Genomic DNA, 7684 nt, shown 5'->3' with positions numbered 1-7684 from the left:
GGCACGGTCGTCTCGCAGGCCACCGTGCGCGTGCGGCCGCAGGTCAACGGCGTGCTCACGCAGGTGCTGTTCAAGGAAGGCCAGGCCGTGCGCAAGGGCCAGCTGCTGGCCACCATCGACCCGCGCCCGTTCGAGATGGCCTTGCAGCAGGCGGTGGGCCAGCGCATGCGCGACGAGGCCCAGCTGGCCGCCGCGCGCGTCACGCTGGCGCGCTTCGAGACCCTGCTGAAGCAGGATTCGATCGCCCGCCAGGAGGTCGACACCCAGCGCGCCACGGTCAACCAGCTCGAGGCCGCCGTGGTCTCGGACAAGGCGGCCGAGGGCACCGCGCGGCTGAACGTCTCCTACACCCGCATCACGGCGCCGATCGAGGGCCGGGTGGGCCTGCGCAACGTGGACGTGGGCAACCAGGTGAGCACGGGCGACGCCAACGGCATCGCCACCATCACCAAGATCACGCCGATCGACGTCGAGTTCGCGGTGCCGCAGGACCACGCCTCCTGGCTGCAGCACAACGGCGGCGCCTTCATGGAGGTGCGGGCCTACGACCGCACCCGCACGACCCTGCTCGATACCGGCGTCTTCGCCTCGCTGGACAACCAGATCGACACCAACACCGGCACGGTACGGGCCAAGGCGCGCTTCAACAATGCGCGCCAGCAGCTGTTCCCGAGCCAGTTCGTCAACGTGCAGCTGCAGGTGCGCACGCTGAAGAACGCGGTGGTGGTGCCGGTCGCGGCCGTGCGCCAGGGGGGCGGCGGCGAGTACGTGTTCGTGCTGCAGCAGGACCACACGGTGAAGCAGCGGCCCGTGGTGCGCGGCGAGCCGCTGGGCGACCGGGTGCAGATCGTCAGCGGGCTCGCCATCGGCGAGCGGGTGATCACCGAAGGCGCCGACCGCCTGCGCGACGGCTCGCACGTGCAGCTGCCGGGCGAAGCGCCCGCAGGCGGCGGCCGCGGCCGTCGGCCGGCGGCCTCGGAACCGCTCACCGGGGCCTCGGCCGCCGACGCATCTTCTCCTTCCGCCGGGGGCGGCGGGCGCCCGGCGTCCGGCGCCACCGCCGCCGGCGAAGCCACCAACCCCTTCGCCGGGGCTGCTCCGTCCCGCGCGGCTTCCGCCGCCATCGCCGCCGCATCGGCGGCGTCGGCCGCCTCCGCGCCCGGCCGGAGCCGCTTGGCCGACATGACGCCCGAAGAGCGCGCCGCCCGCCTCGCCGAGTTCCAGAAGCTCACCCCCGAGGAACGCGAAGCGCGCCGCCAGCAGCGCCGCCAGGCGCGCGAAGCCGGGGCCGGGCCGCAGCAGTGACGACTTCCCCAAACCGCATCCATGCCTTCCTCCCTCTCCCGCTTGCGGGAGAAGCGGGGTCCCCGGGAAGCTCTGCTTTCCGGGGTGCCATGGGCCGGGGTGAGGGCCGCCCCCAATGAGCCCCTCGCGTCCCTTCATCCTGCGGCCGGTCGCGACCTCGCTGCTGATGCTGGCCATCGTGCTGGCCGGCCTGGTCGGCCTGCGCTTCCTGCCGCTGTCGGCGCTGCCGCAGGTCGACTACCCCACCATCCAGGTGCAGACGCTCTACCCGGGCGCCAGCCCCGAGGTGATGGCGCAGACCGTCAGCGCGCCGCTGGAGCGGCAGTTCGGCCAGATGCCGGGCCTCTCGCGCATGAGTTCCACCAGCGCCGCCGGGGTCTCGATCGTCACGCTGCAGTTCGGCCTCGGGCTGGCGCTCGACGTCGCCGAGCAGCAGGTGCAGGCCGCGATCAACGCCGGCGCCTCGCTGCTGCCCGCCGACCTGCCGGCGCCGCCGGTCTACGCCAAGGTCAATCCCGCCGACGCGCCGGTGCTGACCCTGGCGCTGACGTCGGAGACGCTGCCGCTCACCGACGTGCGCAACATCGCCGACACGCGGCTGGCGCTGAAGATCAGCCAGGTCAACGGCGTCGGCCTGGTCACGCTCTCCGGCGGCCAGCGGCCCGCCGTGCGCATCCAGGCCGACAACCGCGCGCTGGCCTCGCTGGGGCTCACGCTGGACAACGTGCGCACCACCATCGGTCAGGCCAACGCCAACGCCGCCAAGGGCAGCATCGACGGACCGACGCGCGCCTACACGATCAACTCGAACGACCAGCTGCTGACCGCCAAGGACTACGGCAACCTGGTGGTCGCCTTCCGCAACGGCGCGCCGGTGCGCCTGTCGGACGTGGCGCAGGTGGTCGAGAGCGCCGAGAACGTGAAGCTCGGCGCCTGGGCCAACCTGCAGCCGGCCATCATCCTCAACGTGCAGCGCCAGCCGGGCGCCAACGTGATCGCCACGGTCGACGCCATCAAGGAGCGCCTGCCGGAGCTCACCGCCGGCCTGCCCGAATCGATCCGCGTCGACGTCCTGGCCGACCGCACGACCGGCATCCGCTCCTCGGTGCACCACGTGGAGTTCGAGCTGGTGCTGGCGGTGGTGCTGGTGGTGCTGGTGATCTTCTTCTTCCTGCACAGCCCGCGCGCCACGCTGATCGCCAGCCTCGCCGTGCCGATCTCGCTGATCGGCACCTGCGGCGTGATGTACCTGCTGGGGTACAGCCTCAACAACCTGTCGTTGATGGCGCTGACCATCGCCACCGGCTTGGTGGTGGACGACGCGATCGTGATGATCGAGAACATCGCGCGCCACATCGAGGGCGGCATGCGGCCGATGGAGGCCGCGCTGCGGGGTGCCACCGAGATCGGCTTCACCATCATCTCGCTGACGGTCTCGCTGGTGGCGGTGCTGATCCCGCTGCTGTTCATGGGCGACGTGATCGGCCGCCTGTTCCGCGAATTCGCGGTCACGCTGGCGATCACCATCCTGATCTCCGCGGTGGTGTCGCTGACGCTGGTGCCGATGATGTCGGGCCGCTGGATCGAGCCGCACCGCGAGCCCGAGCGCGGCCTGGGCGGGCGCATCCAGCGCGCCTTCGACCGCGTGATCGCGCGCTACGACGTCGCGCTCACGTGGGTGCTGGAGCGCCAGGCCGCCACGCTGCTGGTGGCGCTCGGCACCCTGGCCCTCACGGTGGTCCTCTACATCGCCATTCCCAAGGGCCTGTTCCCGGTGCAGGACACGGGGCAGCTGCAGGTGCGCGTGGAGGCGGCGCAGTCGATCTCCTACCCGCGCATGGCGGCGCTGCAGGCCGACGTGGCGCGCGCGCTGCTGGAGGACCCGGCGGTGGAGTCGATCGCCAGCTTCGTCGGCGTGGACGCGGCCAACAACACGATGCTGCACACCGGCCGCATGCTGGTGAACCTGAAGGAGTCGCGCCCGGGCCTGCAGCGGCTGATGGACCGCCTGCGCGAGCGCGGCCAGAAGGTCCCGGGCACGCGCCTGTTCCTGCAGCCGGTGCAGGACCTCACGATCGAATCGGAGGGCGGGCCGACGCAGTACCGGCTCTCCCTGGAGGGCCCGGATGCGGCGACCGTCAACGACGCGGCGCGGCGGGTGGTGGAGCGGCTGCGCCAGGAGCGGCGGCTGGCCAACGTGACCACGGACGCCAACGCCACCGGCGCCGCCATGTTCGTGGACGTGGACCGCGACACCGCGGCCCGCCTGGGCATCAATGCCTCCACCATCAACGAGGCGCTGTACAGCGCCTTCGGCCAGCGCATCGTCTCCACCATCTTCACCGAGACCAACCAGTACCGGGTGGTGCTGGAGGCGCGGGCCGACACCGAGGCGCACGCCAACACGCTCAACGCCATCCAGTTGCGCAGCAGCTCCGGCGAGCCGACGCCGCTGAGCGCGGTGGCGCACATCTCCGAGCGCCAGGCGCCGCTGCAGATCACCCACGTGGCGCAGTACCCGGCGGCCACCGTGGGCTTCGACGCCGCGCCGGGCGTGGCGCTGGGCACCGCGGTGGACGTGATCCGCAGCGCGATCGAGGACGTGGAGCTGCCGCCCACGGTGACCATGACCTTCCTCGGCGCGGCCGGTGCCTACGAATCCTCGCTGTCCAACCAGCTGTGGCTGATCCTGGCGGCCGTGGTGTGCGTCTACATCGTGCTGGGCGTGCTGTACGAGAGCTACGTGCACCCGCTCACGATCCTCTCCACGCTGCCTTCCGCGGGCGTGGGCGCGCTGCTCGCGCTGATGCTGGCTGGCCACGACCTGGGCGTGATGGGCATCATCGGCATCATCCTGCTGATCGGCATCGTGAAGAAGAACGCGATCATGATGATCGACTTCGCCCTCGACGCCGAGCGCGAGGAGGGCAAGACGCCGCGCGAGGCGATCCACCAGGCGGCCCTGCTGCGCTTCCGGCCCATCCTGATGACGACGCTGGCGGCCCTGTTCGCGGCGGTGCCGCTGATGCTCAGTTTCGGCGCCGGGGCGGAACTGCGCCGGCCGATGGGCCTGGCGATCTTCGGCGGGCTGATCGTGAGCCAGCTGCTGACGCTGTTCACGACGCCGGTCATCTACCTGGGGTTCGATGCGCTGGGGCGGCGGTGGCGGAAGTCACCCTCACCCCAACCCTCTCCCGCAAGCGGGAGAGGGAGTGAACAGCCCCCTCTCCCGCTTGCGGGAGCCGCGGGGTCCCCGGGAAGCTCCGCTTCCCGGGGTGCCATGGGCGGGGGGTAGGGCAGCGGAACGCGATGAACCTCTCCTCCCCCTTCGTCCGCCGCCCCGTCGGCACCGTGCTGCTCACGGTGTGGATCGCGCTGGCCGGCATCGCGGCCTTCTTCAAGCTGCCGGTCGCCTCGCTGCCGCAGGTGGACTACCCGGTGATCTCGGTCTCGGCCAACCTGCCCGGGGCCAGCCCGCAGACCATGGCCACCAGCGTCGCCACCCCGCTGGAGCGGCGGCTGGCCACCATCGCGGGCGTCAACGAAGTCACCTCCCGCAGCGGCGCCGGCAGCTCGCGCGTCACCCTGCAGTTCGACCTGAACCGCAACATCGACGCCGCGGCGCGCGAAGTGCAGGCGGCGATCAACGCTTCGCGCGCCGACCTGCCGGCCAACCTGCGCAGCAACCCGACCTACCGCAAGGCCAACCCGTCGGCGTCGCCGGTGATCATCCTGGCGCTGACCTCGCCGACGCGCTCTCCGGGCCAGATCTACGACGCGGTCTCCAACATCGTGCAGCAGAAGATCGCCCAGGTGCCCGGCGTCGGCGACGTGGAGCTGGGCGGCGGCTCGCAGCCGGCCGTGCGGGTGGAGCTGATCCCCTTCGCGCTGAACCGCTACGGCATCGCGATGGAGGACATCCGGGCGGCGCTGCAGGCCGGCACGGCCAACCGGCCCAAGGGCGACCTCACCATCGACGGCCAGCGGCTGCAGATCTACACCGGCACCGGCATGGCCAACAACGGCAAGACCGCCTCCGACTACCGCGACATGGTGGTGGCCTGGCGCGACGGCGCGGCGGTGCGGCTGGCCGACGTCGCCGAGGTGAGCGACGGGGTCGAGAACATCAACACCATGGGCCTGTTCAACGGCCGGCCCGCGGTGATCGTGCTGGTGACGCTGCAGGCCGGCGCCAACGTGATCCAGACCGTGGACGCCGTGCGCGGCCTGCTGCCCACGCTGCAGGCCTCGCTGCCGAAGGACATCACGCTGGAGGTGGCCTCCGACCGCACCCACTCGATCCGCGCCTCGCTGCACGAGGTGGAGCTGACGCTGGGCATCGCCATCCTGCTGGTGGTGCTGGTGGTCAGCCTGTTCCTGCGCAGCGCGCGCGCCACCTTCATCCCCGCGGTGGCGACGATCGTGTCGCTGCTGGGCACCTTCGGCGTGATGTACCTGCTGGGCTTCTCGCTGAACAACCTCTCGCTGATGGCGCTGACGGTGGCCACCGGCTTCGTGGTGGACGATGCCATCGTGGTGCTGGAGAACACCTCGCGCCACATCGAGGCCGGCATGGACCGCTTCCAGGCGGCGCTGCGCGGCGCCCGCGAGGTGGGCTTCACGGTGCTGTCGATCAGCGTCTCGCTGATCGCCGTCTTCATCCCGCTGCTGTTCATGGGCGGCCAGGTGGGCCGGCTGTTCCGCGAGTTCGCGGTGTCGCTGTCGGCCGCGGTGATGATCTCGCTGCTGATCTCGCTGACCACCACGCCCATGATGTGCGCCTGGCTGCTGCACCCCGAGGCGCACGCGCGCCAGCCGGGGCGCCTGTCACGCTGGGCCGAGCGGGGCTTCTCCTGGGTGCAGCGCTTCTACGCCGTGAGCCTGGACTGGGCGCTGGCGGCGCGCTGGCTGGTGCTGCTGATCCTGGTGCTGGTGATCGGGCTGAACGGCTTCCTGTTCGTGCGCATCCCCAAGGGCTACTTCCCGCAGCAGGACACGGGGCAGATCAGCGGCGGCATCCGGGCCGACCAGAGCATCTCCTTCCAGCAGATGCAGGACAAGCTGCGCCAGCTGGTCGACATCGTGCGCAACGATCCCGCGGTGGACACGGTGGTGGCCTTCACCGGCGGTTCGCGTGCCGGCGGCGGCTTCATGTTCATCAACCTCGAGCGCGGCGCGGATGCCGAGCGCGGCCAGGCCGTGATCGCGCGGCTGCGGCCGCAGCTCGCCCGCGTCACCGGCGTGAGCCTGTTCCTCAACCCGGTGCAGGACCTGCGCATGGGCGGCCGCCAGAGCAACAGCACCTACCAGTACACGCTCAAGAGCGACAACGAGGCCGACCTCAAGCTGTGGGCCACGCGGCTGGCCGAGGCCATGAAGCGGCAGGAGGCGCTGGTCGACGTCGACACCGACCAGCAGGAGAACGGGGTCGAGACCTTCGTCGAGGTGGACAAGGACACGGCCGCGCGCATGGGCATCAGCTCGCGCGACATCGACAACGCGCTGTACAACGCCTTCGGCCAGCGCCAGGTGGCCACGATCTACGAGGACGTCAACCAGTACCGCGTGATCATGCAGGTGGCGCCGCGCTACATCCGCAGCCCCGAGGCGCTGAAGGACATCTTCGTGCCGGCGCGCGTCACCGGCCCGGCGACGACCAACGCCGAGGCTTCGACGGCCACCACGTCCACCGCCACGGCCAGCGTGACGGCGGGCAGCAGCGCCAATCCCTCGCTGCGTGACGCCTCCACCGGCCAGGCGCTCAGCACCGCGGCAACCAGCATGGTGCCGCTGTCGGCCATCGCACGCTTCTACGAGCAACCCACGGCCACCTCCGTGAACCACCAGGACGCGGAGCTGGCCACCACCGTCTCCTTCAACCTGGCCGAGGGCTTCACGCTGGACCAGGCCAAGCAGGCGGTGCAGCGCGCGCAGGACGAGATCCGCATGCCGATCAACGTGCGCGGCAGCTTCCAGGGCACGGCGCGCGCGGCGGACGAGACCAACAAGCAGCAGCCGATCCTGATCCTGGCGGCGCTGGTGGTGATCTACATCGTGCTGGGCGTGCTGTACGAGAGCCTGGTGCACCCGCTCACCGTGCTCTCCACGCTGCCTTCGGCCGGCATCGGCGCCGTGCTGGCGCTGCTGCTGTTCGACATGGAGTTCTCCATCATGGCGCTGATCGGCCTGTTCCTGCTGATCGGGATCGTCAAGAAGAACGCCATCCTGATCATCGACTTCGCGCTGGAGGCCCAGCGCTCGCGCGGCATCTCCGCCACCGAGGCGGTGCGCGAGGCCTGCCTGCTGCGCCTGCGGCCGATCCTGATGACCACGCTGGCCGCCGGCCTCGGGGTGTTGCCGCTGGCGATCGGCTTCGGCG

At 70.9% G+C, this 7684-nt stretch carries 3 protein-coding genes; all 3 read left to right on the top strand.

All coding sequences use genetic code 11. The features are described 5' to 3' along the window. A partial coding sequence (locus VFM98_RS00935) for an efflux RND transporter periplasmic adaptor subunit (protein WP_325108007.1) occupies nt 1–1305 on the top strand: 1305 nt, incomplete at its 5' end. A 115-nt stretch (nt 1306–1420) separates the two neighbouring features. Next, nucleotides 1421–4600: an efflux RND transporter permease subunit gene (locus VFM98_RS00930; RefSeq protein ID WP_325108006.1), complete on the top strand. Its 3180-nt coding sequence runs from the start codon at nt 1421–1423 to the stop codon at nt 4598–4600. A gap of 14 nt (nt 4601–4614) precedes the next feature. Further along, nucleotides 4615–7684: efflux RND transporter permease subunit (locus tag VFM98_RS00925; RefSeq protein WP_325108005.1), on the top strand; the 3070-nt coding region annotated here is incomplete at its 3' end.

The organism is Ramlibacter sp. (assembly GCF_035706265.1).
Lineage (GTDB): Bacteria > Pseudomonadota > Gammaproteobacteria > Burkholderiales > Burkholderiaceae_C > Ramlibacter.
Note: the sequence above shows the minus strand (reverse complement) of the source record. Positions and strands in the feature narration are given on the sequence as shown.

Excerpts from the sequence above, each read along its gene's own strand:
- VFM98_RS00930 (WP_325108006.1), top strand. The coding sequence starts at position 1,421 with ATGAGCCCCTCGCGTCCCTTCATCCTGCGGCCGGTCGCGACCTCGCTG.